We start from the raw sequence: 19061 nt of genomic DNA, 5'->3' as shown, positions 1-19061 counted from the left end.
GGCTGTCGTCAGGAAGCACACATGGCATCACACATGTGTGTGATTACGACGAGAGTGGTGACTGCGGACCTGACTACCTGGGGCTCTGCAGGGTCGTGTAGAACACGGAGTGGCCCTGCTTGAGGCGCAGCGCGGCGCTCCGCGCGACCAGGCTCTCCAAGGTGGTGCGGACGACCGTCGTCTTGATGACCCGGTCCGGGTGGGCCTCGCCCAGCGCCGTGGCGATCTCGGCCGCGGAGCACGGTTCCGGCTGCTCGGCGAGGTAGTCGCGGATCAGCGCGACCAGCGTCGGCTGGTGCTGCTGCCTGCTGCGCCGGGCACCCGCGGCGGCCCCGGGCGCCTGCTGCGCCGGGATGCCGTTCTCCAGCGCCCGCTGCATGGTGGCGAGCACCGCGTGGTCGTACTCCAGTGCCCGCAACCGCTCCTGGAGCTGTTCGATCTCCGCCCGGACGCCGTCCTGTTCCTGCCTGTTCCGTTCGAGGTCGCTCGCCAGCCGGGCACCGTACTGGGTCACCAGCTCAGTCGTACTGGTCTTGGCGTCAGCCATGCGGGAACTCTCCTCACTCAGGCGATTGCCAGTGATACTACGCCTTGACCTCATATCTGGCCGTTGTCTGATGTCAGTACTCAGTCGGCGGCGACAAGTGGCACCAGGGCGTAGGTACTGGCCAGCCACTGGGCGACCGGGGCTGCGGGGATCTCGAAGAGCGCCCGGTGCCTGGTGTCGCCCACCTCGACCCACACCTTGGAGTGCCTGCCCGACCACATGTCCGACCCTCGGTCCGGGCCCGTAGCGTGCTCATGCTCGGGCCACACCGTGACATCACCCTCGCCCGCCTTCGCCGTCAGCCCCTCCGTCAGTAGTTCCCTGGCGAACACCCAGCGCACCGGCGGTTCGTCCTCGGCGTCGAAGATCAGGGTCACGGCGTAGGGGTCCTCGGGGTGGAACGAGAACTCGCAACTGATCGGCAGGGGCACCAGCCCGGCCAGCCAGTAGGTGCCTTCCACAGTGAGGTGGCACTTCCTCATGTATGACCTCCGCCCACCGAACCGCCCGACTGCCGCTCCCGGCACCCGGCACGCCCCTCATCCTGCGCGTAGGGCCCTGCGCTCTCCCATACGTCATGTGACCGCGTTCGGGACCGTGGGGTTCTGTGGGGTTCTCCCGACATGGCCCGTGGGGAGGCCCCGGGACATGAGTCAGGCGGCCTCGACAGCCACCCGGTACCCGCTCCGCCCACGATGTGGATGACGCGGTGAGCGTCACGCGCCCCGCACGGGGTCACGACCAGTGGAGGCTGCCTTGAACCAGGCGATGGACATCTCGTGGCCGGTCCCCGGCGGTGTCGCCGAACTGGTGCCGCCCCCGGTACGCGGACGCGGGACGGAGCACGGACGGATCACCCAGTGGGTACGCCGTCTCATCCACCGCCGCGCCGGAGGAGTGCTGTGGATCGACGGTCCCGCCGACGTCGGCAAGTCCCGCCTGGTGGCCTGTGCCGGGGACGAGGCGGCGCTCGCCGGTGCCCGGCTGCTCGTCGGCGCCGGGCTGGCGGGGGGCGAGCTGACTCCGTTGGCGCCGCTGCTGGACGCGCTCACCCAGGGCGTCGACGACTCCGCCCACGACCTGCGCGGTCACTCCCTTCTCCAGGGTGACCCCTACTGGCTGGTGCGGGAGATCGGGGACCGGTTGCGGGCGCTGGCGCGGGACCGCCCCGTCGCACTGCTCCTCGATGACCTCCAGGTCTGCGACGAGCTCACCCTGCACACCGTGCGCGCGCTCACCGTGCGACTCGCCGACCTGCCGATCCTGTGGGTACTCGCCGCCCGGTCACACGGCGACCGGCCCGCCGTGGAGGCCCTGCGCCGCGACCTGCTCGCCGGGCCCGCCACCCATCTGGGGCTCCAGCCGCTCACCGAGGACGCGGTCCGGGAGATGGCCCGGGACCTGCTGGGGCCACGTGCCCCCGAGGCGGTCCCCTATCTGCGCTACCTCGACGGCCTGCCGGGCGCGGTACGGCACCTGTGCGCGCGTCTGGCGAGCGAGCCGTCCGCGACCGCCGTCGCCCCCGCCACCGCCGCCGCGCTGGAGCGCGAACAGTCGGTCATCGCCCCGCTGGTCGCCCGTCGCCTACGCCAACTGTCCGACGAGGCGCGGCAGTTGACGCAGTGCGCGGCGGTCCTCGGTGAGCGGTTGTCCGCCCGGCACCTGGCACGGGTGCTCGACTGCTCCGAGACCGCCCTGCTCAGGCCGCTGCGTGAGGTGCTCGCCGCCCGTCTGCTCCGCGCGGAGGAGGACCAGCTCCGGTTCCGTCACGCGCTGGTGCGGCGGGCGGTGTCCGCCGGTCTGCCCCGGCCCGTACGGCAGTCCGTCCGCCGCCGCTCCGTCGACCTGCACCTCAAGGCGGGCGTACCGGCCACCGCGGTCGCCGCCGAGCTGGTCGACGTGGCGGAGCCGGGCGACATGGCCGCGATCGACGTCCTGCGCGCCGCGGCGCGTGCGCTGGCCGCCGTGTCGCCGCGCACCGCGACCGACCACCTCCGGCGCGCGATGTCCCTGGCCCAGGGCGTCCCCGAGGAGCAGCGGCGGATCGCGGCGGAGCTGACGCCCCTGCTGTGGCAGGTGGGTGAGGTGGGCCGGGCGCGCGAGCTGGCCGACGGGATCCTCCAGTCACCGCCGGACGCCACGACCCACGCGCGGACGTGTCTGCACCTGCTGCGCATGGCGGGCCAGTTCCGCCTCCCCCGCCCGGACGCGCACCTTGATCGCGCCCAGCGCCGCCACGACGTCCCGAAGCCACTGAAGGACGAGTTGCTGTCCCTGACACTGCTCAACGACGCGCTCGCGGGCGACGTCGAAGAGGTCGACGGGCTGGCGTCCGACGCCCTGGAGCGGATCCACGGGACGGGTGCGGTCGGCGCCCTGACCCTGCGCACCGTCCGGTCGCTGACCGCCTGCCACCGGCAGGACTGGGACGCCGCCCTCCGGCACGGCGACGCCGCGGCCACGAGCATCGCCCGGCTCGACCCGGTGCACGCCTACGCCCTGCCCGAGGTCGCCCTGTCGGTCAGTTGGCACGCCTCGGTGCTGGGTCTGGCGGGCCGGGACCGCACCGCGCTGGAACTGGTCGACGACGGACTCCACGCCGCGCAGGCCAGCGGTCGCCGCGCGCTCCTCCCCCTCTGGCGGGCGGCACGCGCCCGACTGCTGCTCGACGCCGGTCGACTCACCGACGCGGCCAGCGAACTGTCGGCGGCGGAGGCGGTCACCGCCGACGTGCCCGCCAGGGGCGAGGCATCGGCCCTGTGCACACGCGTCCGCGTGGCCTGCCACACCGGCGACGACGCGGCCCTGGAGACCTGCGCGGCCCGGGCCGACGCCTGCCTCGCCAGCGACGATCCGCGGGAGCGGCACGTCGGTGCCTGGCTCACCGTGGTCATCGCGGCGCACCGCGACGAGCGTCCGGAGCCTCGGCACCTCGCCGCCGCCGCGACCTACCTGCGGCACGGGTCCGTCCATGCCGCTTGTGTCGATCCCGGCGACGCGGTCGTGCTGGTGCGCGTCGCGCTGCGCCGCGGTCGGCGGGACATCGCCGCCGAGACGGTCGAGTTCGCCGAGGACCGCGCCCGGCGCAACCCCGGCTTCGCGCTGTTCCAGGCGGTGGCCGCGCACACGAGGGGCCTCCTCGACGGGGACCGCGACCGGCTGCTGACCGCGACCGAACGGTACGGGGACGCGCGCCCGCTGCTCGCGGCCGAGGCGCTGGCCGACACGGGCGAGCTGACGACCACGGCCAGTGCGGCCCGGACCTGTTTCGAGCGGGCGCTGGAGCTGTACGACGGCTGCGGCGCGCGACAGGAGAGCGCCCGCGTGCGCAACCGGCTGCGCGGGCTGGGCATCAGGTCGGCGACGGGCACCCCCCGCGCAGCCGAGACCGGGTGGCGCGGTCTGACCCCGGCGGAACTGGGCGTCGTACGGCTGATCGCGCACGGCGCCACCAACCGCGCGGCGGCGGAGCGGCTGTTCCTGTCCCCGCACACGGTGAACACCCATCTGCGCCACGCCTTCCACAAGCTGGGCGTCCGCTCACGCGTCCAACTGGCCCGTCTCTACCTACGGGAAGTGGACCAGACGGGCACGACGTCCTGACCCGCACACCACGACGAACGACCCCACGGAAGCGAGACACGCCATGTCCCATCACCTCGACTCCCCGCTCGCCCAGCAGGACCCCCGGCTCGACATCACGGACCTCTACGTCTTCCGGGGCGAGCAGGGCACCGTCTTCGTCACGGACCACAGTCACTCACTCGCAGGCGAGGACGTCCCCCGGGGGCTGCACCCGGAGGGCAAGTACGAGTTCAAGATCGATGCCAATGGTGACGCGGTCGAGGACGTGACGTACCGCTTCACCTTCGGCGCGGCCGACGCGAACGGTGTCCAGGCGTACCAGGTCCGCCGACTGTCGGGACCGGACGCGCGGGACGACTTCGCCGAGGGCACGCTGCTCGGTGAGGGGCGCACGGGCGAGACGCTGGCGCTGCCGGGCGGGAGCCGGGCCTGGGTCGGCAGGGCGGGCGACCCCTTCTGGATCGAGCCCGACGTGCTGCACGCCGTCGGGCACGCCTTCCAGGACGGCACGCGGGTCGACCTGTCCGACTGGAACCCCGCGGAGGCGACGAACCTCTTCGCGGGGCACACCGTCCACTCCATCGTCCTGGAGGTCGCCGACGGTGAACTGCTGCCGGTCGCGGGCCGGGACCGCACGATCGACGTGTGGGCCGTGGCCTTCCTCGGCACCGACGCGGGCGGCTGGCGTCCGGTCAACCGGGCTGGCCTGCCGATGATCCACCCGCTGTTCACGCAGTACGACGGGGTGCTCGGCGACCGCCTCAACGTGAACGTGCCGTCCGAGGACGTCGCGCTGTACGGCGAGGCGCTCACCGCGTCGGTGGCGGGCGTGGTGCGGGCCTACGGCACGGCGGAGGACCCGGACGCGTACGCCAGGGCGGTCGTGGGGCGCATCCTGCCCAACGTCCTGCCCTACGAGGTCGGCACCCCGGCGTCGTACGGCTTCGCGCGGTGGAACGGGCGGACGTTGACGGACAACGCGCCCGACGTGATGTTCTCCTTCGCCAGCAACACCCCGGTGGCGCTCGGCCTCACGAAGGAGTCGGTGACGGCCAGGCCCACCCGGACCTTCCCGTACGTGCCTCGGGCCGTCTGAGTCGGCGGCTCGCCAGGGACCGGCTCTTCGACGCCGGTCCCAAGGGCGTGTCTTCACTGCTCCAGGTACCGCAGCACCGCCAGCACCCGGCGGTGCTGGCTGGAGCTGGCCTGGCTGAGGCCGAGCTTCATGAAGATGCCCGTCACATGGCGCTCCACGGCGGGCACGGTCACGAACAGTTGGCGGGCGACGCCGCTGTTGGAGTGCCCCTCGGCCATCAGCGCCAGGACCTCCCGTTCCTTCGGGGTCAGCGCGGCCAGCGGGTCGGCCGTGCGCTTCCTGCCGACGAGGGTGGCGATGACGTCGGGGTCGAGGGCGGATTCCCCGGCGACCACCCGGCCGACGGCGTCGGTCAGGACCTGTGGGCTCGCCACCTTCTCCTTGAGCAGGTAGCCCACACCGCTCGGGTCGTCGCCGACCAGGTCGAGGGCGTACGAGGCGTCGAGGAACTGTGAGAGCACGATGACGGCGGTCTCCGGCCGCGCGGCGCGGATCTCCTGCGCGGCCCGGAGGCCGTCGGCGTTCAGGTCCGGTGGCATCCGGATGTCGGTGATCACGACGTCGGGCCGCTGTTCCCTGGTGACGCGGACCAGTTCCACGGCGTTGTCCACGGCGGCGACGACCTCGATGCCCGCGGCGCGCAGGATGGTCGCGATGCCCTCGCGGACTAGGGCCTGGTCTTCTCCGAGCACTGCCCGCAGAGCTTCACTCATGACGCACATACTAGTCAGACACATGGCAGTCCCATGTCATGTCAGTCATATGACTTCAGTTCCGCCCACTGGGTTGTGGGGTCTTCCCTACATCGTGGGTCGGCGGGCCATATGACAGGACTCCAGCCTGCTCGATGGTGAGTCATGTGTTCCGGCGGAAGACTGGGTCGCGTGCCGAGCAGTTCCGGCGAGGACCCATCCGAAGACCTCATCCGAAGAACCCATCCGAAGAACCCATGAACAGGAATGATCACCATGACTGAGACCCAGACCCGCGTCGCCCTGGTCACCGGCGGAACCGGAGGCATCGGCCGGGCCGTGGTGGACCGCCTGGCGAAGGACGGCTTCGCCCTCGCGGTGCACTACGTCGGCAACAAGACCAGGGCGGACGAGACCGTCGAGGCCATCAGGTCCCGTGGCGGCAAGGCCCTCGCGGTGGCCGGTGACGTGGCCGACGAGGTGGCGATGGCCGCCGCGTTCGACGCCGTCGAGGCGGAGTTCGGCGGCATCGACGTCGTGGTCAACACCGCGGGCATCATGCTCCTGTCGCCGATCGCCACGCTGGACCTGGCCGACCTGGACCGGATGCACCGCACCAACATCCGCGGCACGTTCGTCGTCTCCCAGCAGGCGGCCCGGCGGCTGCGCGGCGGCGGTGCGCTGATCAACCTCTCCTCGTCCCTCACCCGCCTCCAGTTCCCGACGTACGGCGCCTACGCGGCGAGCAAGGGCGCGGTCGAGGCGATGACGCTGGTGCTCGCCCGCGAGCTGCGCGGCCGGGACATCACCGTCAACGCCGTCGCCCCCGGCCCCACCGCCACCCCGCTCTTCCTGGAGGGCAAGGACCAGGCGGCGCTCGACAACCTCGCCAAGGCCGCCCCCCTGGAGCGGCTGGGTACGCCGGAGGACATCGCGGAACCCGTCGCCTTCCTCGCCGGTCCGGCGCGCTGGATCAACGGCCAGACCCTGTACGCCAACGGCGGCATCGCCTGAGCCACCAGCCCGGCGTCACCCCACTCCCCTCCCCACTGCCCCAGGTCAAGGAGACTCCCATGAGCAACGTCGTCGTCATCACCGGCGCGTCCAGCGGTTTCGGCGCCCTCACCGCCCGCGCCCTCGCCGACACCGGCAACACCGTCTACGCGGGGATGCGCAACACCACCGGCCGCAACGCGCCCCAGGTGCGGGCCGCCGCCGACTACGCCGCCGAGCACGGCGTGGACCTGCGCGCCATCGAGATGGACGTCAACTCGCAGGACTCGGTCGACGCCGCCGTCAAGCAGGTCATCGCGGAGCACGGCCGGATCGACGTCGTGATGCACAACGCCGGTCACATGGTCACCGGCCCGTCCGAGGCGTTCACCCCCGAGCAGCTCGCGGAGTTGTTCGACGTCAACGTGCTGTCCACGCAGCGCGTCAACCGCGCCGTCCTGCCGCACCTGCGCAAGGCGCGTCGCGGGCTGGTGCTGTGGGTGTCCAGCTCCAGCGTCAAGGGCGGCACCCCGCCCTACCTCGGCCCGTACTTCGCGGCCAAGGCGGCCATGGACTCCCTCGCGGTCAGCTACGCCGCCGAACTCGCCCGCTGGGGCGTGGAGACGTCGATCGTCGTGCCGGGCTCCTTCACCCGCGGCACCAACCACTTCGCCCACTCCGGTCACCCGTCCGACCAGGCCGTGGAGGCGGAGTACGAGACCAGGTACGCGGGGCTGATGGAGCAGGTCGCGCAGAAGCTGGCGGCGCTCGCGCCGGAGGACGCCGACGCGTCGATGGTCTCCGACGAGATCGCCCGGATCGTGGCGCTGCCCGAGGGGACGCGGCCCTACCGGGTGCACGTCGACCCGGCCGACGACGGTTCGGCGGAGGTGTCCGGGACCGCCGACCGCGTCCGCCGCACGTTCCTGACCCGCATCGGCCTGGACGACCTGCTGACCGCGCACCCCGCGGACGCGGACGTCTGAATGTCGCACGTTCATGTGATGCGCGTCCTGCCCGCCGTTGGCAGGCTGTGTCGCAGGACATCAGCGCAGGTAACCGACGAAAAGGGTGTGGTGTTGCGATGCCGTTCGTGACGGTCGGGCAGGAGAACAGCGGTGCGATCGAGCTGTACTACGAGGACCACGGCAGTGGCCGTCCGGTGGTGCTGATCCACGGCTACCCGCTGAACGGGCACTCGTGGGAGAAGCAGGAGCGGGTGCTGCTGGAGGCCGGGTACCGGGTGATCACGTATGACCGGCGGGGGTTCGGCCGGTCGTCGCAGCCGGTGGTGGGCTACGACTACGACACGTTCGCGGCCGATCTGAAGGCGCTCCTCGACCACCTGGAGCTGCGGGACGTCGTCCTGGTCGGGTTCTCGATGGGCACCGGCGAGGTGACGCGGTACCTGGGCCGGTACGGCTCGGACCGGGTGGCCAAGGCGGCGCTGCTGGGCGCGATCCCGCCGTTCCTGCTGAAGACCGAGGACAATCCGGAGGGTGTCGACGCCTCGGTGTTCGAGGGGATCAAGGAGGCGGTGCTGAAGGACCGCCCGGCGTACTTCAAGAGCTTCCTCGACGACTTCTACAACGTCGACATGTACGCGGGGACGCGGATCAGCGAACAGGCGTGGCAGAACAGCTTCAACGTGGCGGTGTCCGCGTCGGCGTGGGCGGCGTACGCGTGTGTGGACGCGTGGCTGACGGACTTCCGCGCGGACCTGCCGAAGATCGACGTGCCGACGCTGCTGGTACACGGCGACGCGGACCGGATCCTGCCGTACGAGGTGACCGCGAAGCGGCTGCCCGGGCTGATCGAGGACCTGACGTTCGTCACCGTGGAGGGCGGTCCGCACAACATCGCCTGGACGCACCCGGAGGAGGTCAACGAGGCGCTGCTGGACTTCCTCGCCGAGTGACCCGACGCGGGGGCGGGGCTCAGGGGCGGGGCGCCGCCGTTGAGCCCCGCCCCCGCACGAGGCTGGTGCGCGTCGTCGGCGCCCGCGGCGTCCACGATCCGCGGGTCCGCCGGTTGCGGACCGTGCCGCGTGATCGCCTAGGGTGCGGTGATGCTGACTGTGCGAACCATGACGGAGGCGGACGTCGCCGCCGTGTCGTCGATACGGGTGACCGGCTGGCAGGCCGCGTACGCCGGGATCCTGCCGGGGTCGTACCTCGACCGCATGACGGTGGAGGAGGACGCGCGGCAGCGGCGGCGGCACTTCGCGGCGCCGCGGGCGGACATCGCCCAGTCGGTGGCGGTCGACGGCCAGGGGGAGGTCGTGGGGTGGGCGTGTCTCGGGCCCGCGCGTGGCGACGGGGCGGGCGCGGACACGGGTGAGGTGTACGCCCTGTACGTGCGGCCCTCGCTCGTCGGCTCGGGGATCGGGCGGACCCTGCTCGCCGCCGTGCACGAGGACGCCCGCGTCCGGGGGTTCCGCGCGATGCTGCTGTGGGTTCTCACCGGCAACGCCCCGGCCCGCCGCTTCTACGAGCGGGCCGGGTACGTCGCGGACGGTGCCGTCCGGGCCGAGGACTACGACGGTGCGTCCGTGTCCGAGGTCCGCTACCGCCGCGCGCTGTAGGGCCGCCGGATCAGCGCACGACGTCGAAGACGTTCTTCTGGATGCCGTTGGAGTACACCTCGTGCTCGACGAGGGTCAGCCGCTGCTTGTCCTTGTCCGTGGCGCTGAAGAGCCGCTTGCCCGCGCCGAGCAGTACGGGGAAGACGAGCAGGTGGTAGCGGTCGATGAGACCGGCGTCGGAGAGGGCCTGGTTCAGGGACGCGCTGCCGTGGATGATGATCGGCCCGCCCTCGGTCTCCTTCAGCGCGGCCACGTCGTCCAGTGAGCGCAGGATCGTCGTCTCGCCCCAGTTGGTCGCGAGGTCGTCCTCGGTGAGCGTGGTGGAGACGACGTACTTCGGCATCACCTTGTAGTCGGCGAACTCCGCCATGTCGGGCCACACCGGGCTGAACGCCTCGTAGCTGGCCCGGCCCAGCAGCATCGCGGTGGCCTCCTGCTGCTCGCGGCCCTTGATCTCGTACGCCTCGGGGAGGAACTCGATGTCCTTGAAGGTCCAGCCCGAGTTGCGGTAGCCGGGCTCCCCGCCCGGGGCCTCCACGACGCCGTCGAGTGAGACGAAGGCGGTGCTGATCAACGTACGCATCCTGGGTTCCTCGGTTCCTCGGTGTCTCGTGCGCTGAACTCCCAGCGCGCTGCGTGTACATGCTCTCTGACTGGGGTGCGCCGGAAAACTCATCGGTGTATTGACGGTTCCGTGATCGGCGTCCTACCGTCCTCCCAACCAATCGATAGGGAACTTTACTAACAGTTCCTCGCGACGGGTCGTGACGTCGACACGTCGGCTTGAAGGGCAGGTGCGCTCCCATGGCAGACACGAGCCAGGGCCCCCCGGGAGTCCCGGGCACGCCGCGGGTGCTGCGGGCCATGAACGACCGCGCCGCCCTCGACCTGCTCCTCGAACACGGCACCCTCTCGCGGACCCGGATCGGCAAGCTCACCGGTCTGTCGAAGCCGACGGCCTCCCAGCTCCTCGCGCGGCTGGAGGCCGCCGGGCTCGTCGTCGTCACCGGCACCAGCGCGGGCCGCCCGGGGCCCGGCGCCCAGTTGTACTCCCTCAACGCCCAGGCCGCCTACGCCGCCGGGCTCGACGTCAACCAGCACCGCATCCGGGCCGCCGTCGCGGACGTCACCGGCGCCGTCGTCGGGGAGTTCGAGCTGCGCACCGGGGGCCGTGGCGCGCACGGCGTGGTGCGGCAGGTCGGTGCCGCGCTGGACGGGGCGGTCAAGGCGGCCGGGCTCACCCGGGGTGACGTGCGGCGCCTGGTCATCGGCACGCCCGGCGCCTTCGACCCGGCCACCGGACGGCTGCGGTACGCCTCCCACCTGCCCGGCTGGCACTCCCCCACGCTGCTGGAGGAGCTGGCCGCCGCCCTGCCGATGCCGTTCGAGTACGAGAACGACGTCAACCTCGTGGCGGTGGCCGAGCAGCGGCTCGGTGCCGCCCGCGGCCACGCCGACTTCGCCCTGCTGTGGAACGAGGAGGGCATCGGCGCCGCCCTCGTCCTCGGCGGTCGGCTGCACCGCGGCTTCACCGGCGGCGCGGGCGAGGTCGGCTTCCTGCCGGTGCCGGGCACGCCGCTGGTCCGGCAGGTCACCAAGGCCAACTCCGGTGGCTTCCAGGAGCTCGCGGGCGTCCAGGCCGTCCCCCGGCTCGCCCGCGAGGTCGGCATCGACACCCCCGAGCACCCGTACGTGGAGGTCGCCAACGCCCTGCTCACCAGGGCCGCCGCGGTCGAGGGGGACGACAGCCGGTACGCGGAGCTGCTCGACCGGTACGCGGAGCGGCTCGCCACCGGGCTCGCCTCGCTCGTCGCCGTCCTCGACCCCGAGCTGATCGTGCTCTCCGGGGGCGTGCTGGTCGCCGGGGGCGAACCCCTGCGGGCGCGCGTCCAGTCCGAGCTGGCCGACCTCGCCGCCTCACGGCCCCGGCTCGTCCTGACCGCCGTACCCGAGTCCCCCGTGCTGCGCGGGGCGCTGGAGAGCGCCCTCGCCACCACCCGCGACGAGGTCTTCGACACCTCGCGCTGACGTCCCCGTCCGCCTCGCCTCTCGCTGACCTCCCCCTCCACCTCGCTCACCCGCTCCGTCCCAGGGAGACACCCCGCCATGCCCACACGCCCGCGCAGCACCACCGCCCTGCTCGCCGCCACCGCCTCGGTCGCGCTGTTCGCCTCCGCCTGTACCGGTGCCACGGACAACGCGGCGACCGACGACCCCAACGCCGAGACCACCATCACCTTCTGGCACGGCTGGTCGGCGCCGTCCGAGGTCAAGGCGATCAAGGACAACGTGGCCCGCTTCGAGGAGGCGCACCCGAACATCACGGTGAAGGTCGTCGGCAACATCAACGACGACAAGCTCAACCAGGCCCTGCGCGCGGGCGGTTCGAACGGCCCGGACGTCGTCGCCTCGTTCACCACCGCCAACGTCGGCAAGTTCTGCGCCTCGGGCGCGCTCGCGGACCTGAAGCCGTTCCTGGAGAAGGACGAGGTGGACCTGGACGCGACCTTCCCGAAGGTGCTCCAGGAGTACACCCAGTTCGAGGGCACGCGCTGCACGCTCCCGCTGCTCTCCGACGCGTACGGCCTCTACTACAACAAGGACGCCTTCGAGGAGGCCGGGATCACCGCCCCACCGAAGACGTGGTCGGAGTTCAGCGAGGTCGCGAAGAAGCTGACCAAGCCGAAGGGCGACTCGTACGAACAGCTCGGCTTCATGCCGAACTACCTCGGCTACGAGACGGTCGTCTCGCACTACATGTCCCAGTGGGACCACCGGTACTTCGACGACGACGGCAGGTCCAACGTGGCCAAGGACCCGGCGTTCGCGGAGATGATGACGTACCAGAAGTCCCTGGTGGACGACCTCGGCGGGTTCGGCAAGCTGGACAGGTACCGGACCACCTTCGGGGACGAGTGGGGCGCCAAGCACCCCTTCCACACCGGGCAGGTCGCGATGCAGCTCGACGGCGAGTGGCGGCTGAACTTCATCGAGCAGGCCGACGTGGACTTCGAGGTGGGCGTCGCCCCGCTGCCGGTCGCCGACGACGAGGTGGACGAGTACGGCAAGGGCTACCTCTCCGGCACGGTCATGGGCATAGCCCCGCAGAGCGAGAAGCAGAACGCCGCCTGGGAGCTGGTCAAGTACATGACCATGGACACGGACGCGGTGGTGAGCTTCGCCAACGCCATCGGCAACGTGCCGTCCACGCTGGACGCCCTCAAGTCGCCCGACCTGGAGTTCGACGACCGCTTCCAGGTGTTCCTCGACATCGCCCGGCACCCCGAGTCGACCACGTCGGACAACGCGGTCAACGGCTCCGCCTACCAGGACACCCTCACCGACTTCGCGCAGAAGTACGAGAAGGGTGAGGTCAGCGACCTGAAGAAGGGCCTGGCGGAGACCGCCGCCCAGATCGACCGCGACATCGACCAGGCGAAGTAACGGGCGCCCCCGTCATGACAAGCGCCCACGCCCAACGGCGTGCCAAGCGCCGCCGGGAGACGCTGCGCACCCTCGCCTTCATGTCGCCCTGGCTGATCGGGTTCGGTGTCTTCTTCGCCTATCCGCTCGTCTCGACGGTCTACTTCTCGCTGATGAAGTACGACGGTCTCAACCCGCCGACCTGGCGCGGCCTGGACAACTGGACGTACGTCCTCACCTCCCTGCCGAAGTTCTGGCCCGCGATGCAGAACACGCTGTGGCTCGCCGTCGTCATGGTCGCCTGCCGGGTCCTCTTCGGACTGGGAACCGGACTGCTGATCACCAAGGTGAAGACGGGTACGGGGATCTTCCGGACCCTGTTCTACCTGCCGTACCTGGCCCCGCCGGTGGCCGCGACGCTCGCCTTCGTGTTCCTGCTCAACCCCGGCACCGGGCCGGTCAACTCGCTGATTGAGGCGGTCGGCCTGCCCGCGCCGTCCTGGTTCAACGACGCCGACTGGTCCAAGCCCGCGCTGACGGTGCTCGCCGTGTGGGGCGTCGGTGACCTGATGGTGATCTTCATGGCGGCGCTGCTCGACGTGCCCAGGGAGCAGTACGAGGCCGCCGAGCTGGACGGCGCGTCGGCGTGGCAGCGGTTCCGGTTCGTGACGCTGCCGAACATCTCGCCGATCATCCTGTTCGCCGTCGTCACCGGGATCATCGGCGCGATGCAGTACTACACCCAGCCGATCGTGGCCGCGAAGGTCGCCTCCGGGGTGATGGGCGGCTCAGGCCAGACCTTCGAGCCGGGCTACCCGGACGACTCCACGCTCACGCTGCCGCAGCTCGTCTACAACCTCGGCTTCGGCCGCTTCGACTACGGTGCCGCCTGTGTCGTCGCCCTCGTCCTGTTCGCCCTCTCCATGACCTTCACCGCGCTGCTGATGCGCAGGCGCGGCGGTCTGATCGGCTCGGGTGACTGAACCATGACCGCTACGACTGTTCCCGTCCCTGTTCCCGTCCCCGCCGCCGTCCGGCGCCGGGCGCTGCTGCACTGGATCGGCGTGCACGCGCTCGCCGTCGCCGCGGCCCTGTTCTTCGTGCTGCCGTTCGTGTTCGTCTTCCTGACCTCGCTGATGAGCGACCAGCAGGCGCTCACCCGGGACCTCACCCCGAACTCCTGGCACTGGGACAACTACGTCCAGGTGTTCCGGACGCCCGGCTTCGGCACCTGGTGGCGCAACTCGCTGCTGTACGCCGGGCTCGGCACCGTCCTGGTGGTGGTCTCGTCGGTGCCGGTGGCGTACGCGCTCGCCAAGTTCCGCTTCCGCGGGCGCCACCTGTCCCTGCTGCTGGTCATCTCGATGATGATGCTGCCGCCGCAGGTCGTGATCATCCCGATGTACCTGTTCTGGGCCAAGCAGCTCGACCTGTCCGGAAGCCTGTGGCCGCTGATCATCCCGATGGCCTTCGGCGACGCCTTCGCGATCTTCCTGCTCCGGCAGTTCCTGCTGACCATCCCCAACGAGTACGTCGAGGCCGCCCGGATCGACGGCTGCGGCGAACTGCGCACCCTGGTCCGGGTCGTGCTCCCGATGGCGCGGCCCGGCATCGCCGCCGTCGCCCTGTTCCAGTTCTTCTACTGCTGGAACGACTACTTCGGGCCGCAGATCTACGCCTCCGAGAACCCGGGTGCGTGGACCCTGAGCTACGGCCTGGAATCCTTCAAGGGCGCGCACCACACCGACTGGAACCTGACCATGGCCGCGACCGTGCTGGTCATGGCCCCCGTGATCCTCGTGTTCTTCTTCGCGCAGAAGGCGTTCGTCGAGGGAGTCACACTGACCGGAGTGAAGGGCTGAGGGACACATCATGAAGCTCGCTGTCGTGGGGGGCGGCTCCACCTACACCCCCGAACTGATCGACGGTTTCGCGCGGTTGCGCGACACCCTGCCCGTCACCGAGATCGCCCTCGTCGACCCGGCCACCGACCGGCTCGACCTCGTCGCCGGACTCGCCCGCCGCATCCTCGCCCGGCAGGGCCACCCGGGGCGGATCGTCGCCACCGCCGACCTGGACGCCGCCGTCGCGGACGCCGACGCCGTACTGCTCCAGCTCCGGGTCGGCGGCCAGGCCGCCCGGAACCAGGACGAGACCTGGCCGCTGGAGTGCGGCTGCGTCGGCCAGGAGACCACCGGCGCCGGGGGCCTCGCCAAGGCGCTGCGGACGGTCCCGGTCGTCCTGGACATCGCCGAACGGGTCCGGCGGGCCAACCCGGACGCCTGGATCATCGACTTCACCAACCCCGTCGGCATCGTCACCCGCGCCCTGCTGATGGCCGGGCACCGGGCCGTGGGCCTGTGCAACGTGGCCATCGGCTTCCAGCGCAGGTTCGCCGCCCGGCTCGGCGTCGCCCCGGCCGACGTCCACCTCGACCACGTCGGCCTCAACCACCTGACCTGGGAGCGGGCGGTACGGCTCGGCGGGCCCGACGGGGAGGACGTACTCCCCCGGCTGCTCGCGGAGCACGGCGACACGATCGCCGCCGACCTGCGTCTGCCGCGCCCGCTCCTGGACCGGCTCGGCGTCGTCCCGTCGTACTACCTGCGCTACTACTACGCGCACGACGAGGTCGTCCGCGAACTGCGCGACAAGCCGTCGCGGGCGGCGGAGGTCGCGGCGATGGAGCGGGAACTGCTGGCGATGTACGGCGATCCGGCGCTCGACGAGAAGCCCGCGCTGCTCGCCAAGCGGGGCGGCGCCTTCTACTCGGAGGCCGCCGTCGACCTCGCCGCCGCCCTGCTCGGCGGGGGCGGTGCGCCGTACCAGGTGGTGAACACGTACAACGACGGCACGCTGCCGTTCCTGCCGGACGACGCCGTCATCGAGACCCAGGCGGCGGTGGGCCCGAAGGGCGCGCTGCCGCTGCCGGTGGCGCCGCTCGACCCGCTGTACGCCGGGCTCGTCGCGGGCGTGACCGCGTACGAGGACCTGGCGCTGGACGCGGCGCTGCGCGGCGGGCGGGAGCGGGTGTTCAAGGCGCTCCTCGCGCATCCGCTGGTCGGGCAGTACGCGTACGCCGAGAAGCTCACCGACCTGCTGGTCGCGCACAACCGGGAGCACCTCGCGTGGGCGTGAACGGGTTGCTCCTGGCCATCGACGCCGGGAACAGCAAGACCGACGTGGCGGTGCTCGACCGGGGCGGCACCGTGCTCGGGGCGGTGCGCGGCGGTGGCTTCCAGCCGCCGGTGGTGGGGGTGGCGGCGGCTGTCGACGGGCTCGCGGAGACGGTGGGCCGGGCGGTCGCGGACGCCGGGCTCCCCGTCGCCGCCTCCTTCGACCATGTCGCGGCCTGCCTCGCCAACGCGGACCTGCCGGTGGAGGAGGCGGAGTTGGCGCGGGCGTTGCGGGAACGGGGCTGGAGCCGCTCGGTGCGGGTGCACAACGACACCTTCGCGATCCTGCGGGCCGCCGTCGACGAGCCGCGGGGCGTGGCCGTGGTCTGCGGGGCGGGCATCAACTGCGTCGGGATGACGCCGGACGGGCGGACCGCGCGCTTCCCCGCGCTCGGGCGGATCTCCGGGGACTGGGGCGGGGGCGGCGCGCTCGCCGAGGAGGCGCTGTGGTGGGCGGCCCGCGCGGAGGACGGGCGGGGCGGGCCGACGGAGCTGGCGCGGGCGCTGCCCGCCCACTTCGGCCTGGACACGATGTACGCCCTGATCGAGGCGCTGCACCTGGGCCGGATTCCGCGGGCGCGGTGCCATGAGCTGGCGCCGGTGCTGTTCCGGGTGGCGGCGGCGGGCGATCCGGTGGCGCTGTCGCTGGTGCACCGGCAGGCCGAGGAGATCGTCGCGCTGTCGACGGTGGCCCTCGGCCGGCTCGGTCTGCTGGACGAGGAGACGCCGGTGGTCCTCGGCGGCGGCGTCCTCGCGGCGCGGCACCCTCGCCTGGAGGAGCGGATCGTGGACCTCCTCGCCGAGCGCGCCCCGAAGGCGGTCATCCGCTTCGTGACCGCGCCGCCGGTGCTGGGGGCGGGGCTGCTCGCCCTGGACGCGGCGGGGGTTACGGCTCCGGAGGCGGCGGCGCGACTGCGGGCGCACTACGGCGGGTGAGGGGCGGGGGGCTGGTGAACTCGGGGCGCCTGCGCGTGCGTGGGAGGCGCCCCGGGCGGCGGTCGGTTCGCGGGTTACCGTGTACGGGTTCCCCTGCCGCCCACGCCCGAAAGATTGCCACCCGGCTTGATATCCGATAGGTGCACCCTGGCCGCGAGCCGCGAGCCGCGAGCCGCGAGCCGCGAGCCGCGAGCCGCGAGCCGCGAGCCGCGAGCCGCGAGCCGCGAGCCGCTGACGTGGTGGGGGCTCGGGTTTGTCAGAGGCGGCCGAGTTGCTCGGTAGCCAGCCCCTTCGCGTGCCCGTGGGGGCCGACGCCCACCGCTGGAGCACCTTCCACGGCGAGCGCGTCCTCGTCGTCGCCGCCCGTACGGTCACCTCGACCGTGCGCGTCCTGGAAACCCTCCCCGCGCTGCTGCGCGACGACAGCCGGGTGACCGTCGTCTTCGCCCACGACCCCACCTCCGCGTTCAACGACGGCGTCCTGGACCTCCTCCACACCGCCGGTTGCCGGGTCGCCCCCTGGGAGCAGCTGGCGCGGATCACCCCCGACCTCATCCTCTCCGCCAGCGAGAACATCGACGTCCCCGAGGGGGACTGCCCGGTGCTGGTGCTCCCGCACGGCGTCGGCTTCCACAAGCTCGTACCGGATGCGCGTGGTCCGCGCGAACGGCTCTCCGGGGTCGTGCCGGACGCCCTGCTGGAGTCGGGGCGGGCGTGGCTCGCGGTGTCGCATCCGGCGCAGGAGGAGCAGTTGCTGGCCACGCACCCGAAGGCGGTCGGGCGCACGCTGCTGGTCGGGGACCCGTGCCTGGACGAACTCGCCGCCAGCCGGGCGCACAGGGCGGCGTACCGGGAGGCGTTGGGCGTCACGGAGGACCAGCGGCTGGTCGTCCTCAGCTCCACCTGGGGGCCGACGTCCGTCCTGGGCGCTCACCCGGACCTCCTCGCCCGCCTCCTCGCCCACCTCCCCCACGACGAGTACCGGGTCGGCGCGATCACGCACCCCAACGTGTGGTCGGCGCACGGCGCCTGGCAGCTCCGTACGCTCCAGGCCGCCGCGCTGGAGGCGGGGCTGCTGATGGTGCCGACGGTGCACGCCTGGCGGCCCGCGCTCGTCGCCGCGGACGTCCTGGTCGGTGACCACGGCTCGGTGACGCTGTACGGCGCGGCGGTCGGCACTCCGCTGCTGCTCGCGGCGTTCGGCGGTGACGCGGTGCCGGGGACTGCGGTCCACGAGCTGGCCGCCGTGGCGCCCCGGCTCGACACGCGCGGCGATCTGCGGCGGCAGGTGGAGGACGCCGTACGAGCGCACACGCCCGACCGGTACGCCGCCGTCGCGGCGCAGGCGTTCGCCGAGCCGGGACACGCCCTGGCCCGGCTCCGTGGCGTCCTGTACCGCCTGCTCCGGCTGCCCGAGCCGACGTCACCGTCGCCGGTCCCGCTGGTGCTGCCGGTGCCGGAGCGGCCCGCCGCGCCGGTGACGTCCTGGCAGGTAACGGCCGAGGTCACGGGGGACGGTACGTCGCCCACGGTCACCGTGCGCCGCGTCCCGGCGGCGGTCGCGGCGTACGCGCCCGCGCGCCCGGACACCGCCGCCCGCTTCACGCACCTGGCCTGCGCGGACGACGAGCGTGACCACCGGCTGACCGAGAGCGCGTCGGTCCTGGTCCGGCGGCAGCCCGCGGCCACCGCGGTGGGGGCGCTGCGCTGGATCGCGGAGACGCTCGCCCGGCAGCCCGGCAGCCTCCTAGCGGCGTCGGCGGTGCGCGGTGGCGGCTGTCTGGTGGGGTTGAGCGACGGTCGGGTGGTGACGGTGACGGTCACCGGCCCGGCGCTGGATCCGGGGCTGCCGGGCGCGGTCGTCTACGCCTGTCTGCGGGCGGGGCTGGCGCTGGACGACGCGCGGCCCCTGACGCTGCGGGTCGGTGACGGGCGGGCCGAGGACGTCGTCCTGCGCGTCCGCCCGGCCCCCTGACGCCCGGGTCCGGCAGTCGGCGGGCGCCGACGCCGCCGGTCTCAGGCGCCGCCG

Annotated in this window: 17 protein-coding genes; 13 read left to right on the top strand and 4 right to left on the bottom strand. The window is 72.2% G+C overall.

The features are described from left to right. Positions 1 to 73: 73 nt before the first annotated feature. Both ACFQZ6_RS33785 and ACFQZ6_RS33780 read right to left on the bottom strand, forming a co-directional pair. On the bottom strand, positions 74 to 547 hold the full coding sequence (locus tag ACFQZ6_RS33785; protein WP_381617204.1) for a hypothetical protein: 474 nt from the start codon (positions 545 to 547) through the stop codon (positions 74 to 76). Positions 548 to 627: 80 nt separating this feature from the next. Beyond that, on the bottom strand, positions 628 to 1029 hold the full coding sequence (locus tag ACFQZ6_RS33780) for an SsgA family sporulation/cell division regulator (RefSeq protein WP_381617201.1): 402 nt from the start codon (positions 1027 to 1029) through the stop codon (positions 628 to 630). Positions 1030 to 1303: 274 nt separating this feature from the next. Here ACFQZ6_RS33780 and ACFQZ6_RS33775 point away from each other — a divergent pair, with 274 nt between their 5' ends. Together ACFQZ6_RS33775 and ACFQZ6_RS33770 are read left to right on the top strand one after the other, a co-directional pair. Further along, positions 1304 to 4150: a helix-turn-helix transcriptional regulator gene (locus ACFQZ6_RS33775; protein WP_381617198.1), complete on the top strand. Its 2847-nt coding sequence runs from the start codon at positions 1304 to 1306 to the stop codon at positions 4148 to 4150. A 43-nt stretch (positions 4151 to 4193) separates the two neighbouring features. Then, positions 4194 to 5228 (top strand): DUF4331 family protein, encoded by a 1035-nt coding sequence (locus ACFQZ6_RS33770; protein ID WP_381617196.1) that lies wholly within the window; start codon positions 4194 to 4196, stop codon positions 5226 to 5228. A 53-nt stretch (positions 5229 to 5281) separates the two neighbouring features. On the opposite strand, the gene ACFQZ6_RS33765 is transcribed toward ACFQZ6_RS33770, so the two are convergent. Beyond that, positions 5282 to 5941: a response regulator transcription factor gene (locus tag ACFQZ6_RS33765; RefSeq protein ID WP_381617193.1), complete on the bottom strand. Its 660-nt coding sequence runs from the start codon at positions 5939 to 5941 to the stop codon at positions 5282 to 5284. 255 nt (positions 5942 to 6196) lie between these two features. On the opposite strand from ACFQZ6_RS33765, the gene ACFQZ6_RS33760 reads away from it, so the two are divergent. The 4 genes from ACFQZ6_RS33760 (at position 6197) to ACFQZ6_RS33745 (ending at position 9497) form a co-directional block, all read left to right on the top strand. Then, entirely contained in the window at positions 6197 to 6934 is a 738-nt protein-coding gene (locus ACFQZ6_RS33760) for an SDR family oxidoreductase (protein WP_381617190.1), read from the top strand. Between the two features lie 59 nt (positions 6935 to 6993). Further along, positions 6994 to 7899, top strand: a complete 906-nt coding sequence (locus ACFQZ6_RS33755) for an SDR family oxidoreductase (protein ID WP_381617187.1) — start codon at positions 6994 to 6996, stop codon at positions 7897 to 7899. A gap of 98 nt (positions 7900 to 7997) precedes the next feature. Beyond that, entirely contained in the window at positions 7998 to 8831 is an 834-nt protein-coding gene (locus ACFQZ6_RS33750) for an alpha/beta fold hydrolase (protein ID WP_381617184.1), read from the top strand. Positions 8832 to 8981: 150 nt separating this feature from the next. Then, positions 8982 to 9497, top strand: coding sequence for a GNAT family N-acetyltransferase (locus ACFQZ6_RS33745; RefSeq protein WP_381617181.1), 516 nt, complete (start codon positions 8982 to 8984; stop codon positions 9495 to 9497). Between the two features lie 10 nt (positions 9498 to 9507). On the opposite strand, the gene ACFQZ6_RS33740 is transcribed toward ACFQZ6_RS33745, so the two are convergent. Next, positions 9508 to 10080, bottom strand: a complete 573-nt coding sequence (locus ACFQZ6_RS33740) for a dihydrofolate reductase family protein (RefSeq protein WP_381617178.1) — start codon at positions 10078 to 10080, stop codon at positions 9508 to 9510. Positions 10081 to 10301: 221 nt separating this feature from the next. On the opposite strand from ACFQZ6_RS33740, the gene ACFQZ6_RS33735 reads away from it, so the two are divergent. From ACFQZ6_RS33735 to ACFQZ6_RS33705, 7 genes are all read left to right on the top strand, one after another. After that, positions 10302 to 11525: an ROK family transcriptional regulator gene (locus ACFQZ6_RS33735; protein ID WP_381617175.1), complete on the top strand. Its 1224-nt coding sequence runs from the start codon at positions 10302 to 10304 to the stop codon at positions 11523 to 11525. 78 nt (positions 11526 to 11603) lie between these two features. Further along, entirely contained in the window at positions 11604 to 12941 is a 1338-nt protein-coding gene (locus tag ACFQZ6_RS33730) for an ABC transporter substrate-binding protein (protein WP_381617172.1), read from the top strand. Positions 12942 to 12955: 14 nt separating this feature from the next. Further along, entirely contained in the window at positions 12956 to 13903 is a 948-nt protein-coding gene (locus ACFQZ6_RS33725; protein WP_381617169.1) for a carbohydrate ABC transporter permease, read from the top strand. A 3-nt stretch (positions 13904 to 13906) separates the two neighbouring features. Continuing rightward, the gene (locus tag ACFQZ6_RS33720) at positions 13907 to 14782 is read left to right on the top strand and encodes a carbohydrate ABC transporter permease (protein ID WP_381617166.1); all 876 of its coding nucleotides are present in this window, start codon (positions 13907 to 13909) and stop codon (positions 14780 to 14782) included. A gap of 10 nt (positions 14783 to 14792) precedes the next feature. Further along, positions 14793 to 16058, top strand: coding sequence for a family 4 glycosyl hydrolase (locus ACFQZ6_RS33715; protein WP_381617163.1), 1266 nt, complete (start codon positions 14793 to 14795; stop codon positions 16056 to 16058). Beyond that, positions 16049 to 17032, top strand: coding sequence for an N-acetylglucosamine kinase (locus ACFQZ6_RS33710; RefSeq protein WP_381617160.1), 984 nt, complete (start codon positions 16049 to 16051; stop codon positions 17030 to 17032). The genes ACFQZ6_RS33715 and ACFQZ6_RS33710 overlap by 10 nt, the downstream gene beginning before the upstream one ends. Positions 17033 to 17327: 295 nt before the next feature. Further along, positions 17328 to 19007 carry a hypothetical protein gene (locus ACFQZ6_RS33705; RefSeq protein ID WP_381617157.1) on the top strand — a complete coding sequence of 560 codons (1680 nt, stop codon included), beginning with the start codon at positions 17328 to 17330 and terminating at the stop codon, positions 19005 to 19007. Positions 19008 to 19061: the final 54 nt, after the last annotated feature.

Source organism: Streptomyces flavalbus, from assembly GCF_042674625.1.
GTDB lineage: Bacteria > Actinomycetota > Actinomycetes > Streptomycetales > Streptomycetaceae > Streptomyces > Streptomyces flavalbus.
This window is presented reverse-complemented; position numbering and strand designations above follow the sequence as displayed.

Excerpts from the sequence above, each read along its gene's own strand:
- ACFQZ6_RS33765 (WP_381617193.1), bottom strand. The coding sequence starts at position 5,941 with ATGAGTGAAGCTCTGCGGGCAGTGCTCGGAGAAGACCAGGCCCTAGTC.
- ACFQZ6_RS33720 (WP_381617166.1), top strand. The coding sequence starts at position 13,907 with ATGACCGCTACGACTGTTCCCGTCCCTGTTCCCGTCCCCGCCGCCGTC.
- ACFQZ6_RS33735 (WP_381617175.1), top strand. The coding sequence starts at position 10,302 with ATGGCAGACACGAGCCAGGGCCCCCCGGGAGTCCCGGGCACGCCGCGG.
- ACFQZ6_RS33740 (WP_381617178.1), bottom strand. The coding sequence starts at position 10,080 with ATGCGTACGTTGATCAGCACCGCCTTCGTCTCACTCGACGGCGTCGTG.
- ACFQZ6_RS33785 (WP_381617204.1), bottom strand. The coding sequence starts at position 547 with ATGGCTGACGCCAAGACCAGTACGACTGAGCTGGTGACCCAGTACGGT.
- ACFQZ6_RS33750 (WP_381617184.1), top strand. The coding sequence starts at position 7,998 with ATGCCGTTCGTGACGGTCGGGCAGGAGAACAGCGGTGCGATCGAGCTG.
- ACFQZ6_RS33770 (WP_381617196.1), top strand. The coding sequence starts at position 4,194 with ATGTCCCATCACCTCGACTCCCCGCTCGCCCAGCAGGACCCCCGGCTC.
- ACFQZ6_RS33725 (WP_381617169.1), top strand. The coding sequence starts at position 12,956 with ATGACAAGCGCCCACGCCCAACGGCGTGCCAAGCGCCGCCGGGAGACG.
- ACFQZ6_RS33780 (WP_381617201.1), bottom strand. The coding sequence starts at position 1,029 with ATGAGGAAGTGCCACCTCACTGTGGAAGGCACCTACTGGCTGGCCGGG.
- ACFQZ6_RS33745 (WP_381617181.1), top strand. The coding sequence starts at position 8,982 with ATGCTGACTGTGCGAACCATGACGGAGGCGGACGTCGCCGCCGTGTCG.
- ACFQZ6_RS33755 (WP_381617187.1), top strand. The coding sequence starts at position 6,994 with ATGAGCAACGTCGTCGTCATCACCGGCGCGTCCAGCGGTTTCGGCGCC.
- ACFQZ6_RS33760 (WP_381617190.1), top strand. The coding sequence starts at position 6,197 with ATGACTGAGACCCAGACCCGCGTCGCCCTGGTCACCGGCGGAACCGGA.
- ACFQZ6_RS33730 (WP_381617172.1), top strand. The coding sequence starts at position 11,604 with ATGCCCACACGCCCGCGCAGCACCACCGCCCTGCTCGCCGCCACCGCC.
- ACFQZ6_RS33715 (WP_381617163.1), top strand. The coding sequence starts at position 14,793 with ATGAAGCTCGCTGTCGTGGGGGGCGGCTCCACCTACACCCCCGAACTG.